Annotated in this window: 1 protein-coding gene and 1 tRNA gene; one reads left to right on the forward strand and one right to left on the reverse strand. The window is 58.1% G+C overall.

From position 1 onward, the window contains the following. On the forward strand, positions 1 to 67 hold a 67-nt coding region (locus GV819_RS33975), incomplete at its 5' end, for a hypothetical protein (protein WP_434738457.1). Positions 68 to 296: 229 nt separating this feature from the next. Here GV819_RS33975 and GV819_RS32810 read toward each other — a convergent pair. Further along, positions 297 to 372 (reverse strand) — tRNA-Lys (locus GV819_RS32810). Positions 373 to 396: the final 24 nt, after the last annotated feature.

A 396-nucleotide genomic window follows, 5' to 3' on the forward strand; every position in this document is an offset into this window, starting at 1 on the left:
GTCCTGGAACTCGGTATACGGGGCTGCGGCGACCGTTCCAATGATAGGTCGCCACTACAACCTGTGAATCGATTCTCCCGGTACCCGTACCGGGAGGCTTCCTGTTCGATGGAGCGGCCGGGCCTCAGGGCCCGCCGCCTCCAGACGCTCGATGAATGCCATGCGGGAAGGCCAGGCGTCGGAGAAACAGGGCTGGAAGAGCGGCCCCTCCTCCTTCCCACAGGCCAGCATTCGGAAAATAAGGGTACAGAAACGAAAAAGCCCACCTTCGCAGGTGGGCTTTTTCGTCTTGAATATGGTGGGTCGTGTAGGATTCGAACCTACGACCAATTGGTTAAAAGCCAACTGCTCTACCGACTGAGCTAACGACCCAAGTATGAGGTGGTCGGGGTAGAG

Source organism: Pseudomonas sp. Fl5BN2, from assembly GCF_009908205.1.
In the GTDB taxonomy this organism is placed as follows: Bacteria; Pseudomonadota; Gammaproteobacteria; order Pseudomonadales; family Pseudomonadaceae; genus Aquipseudomonas.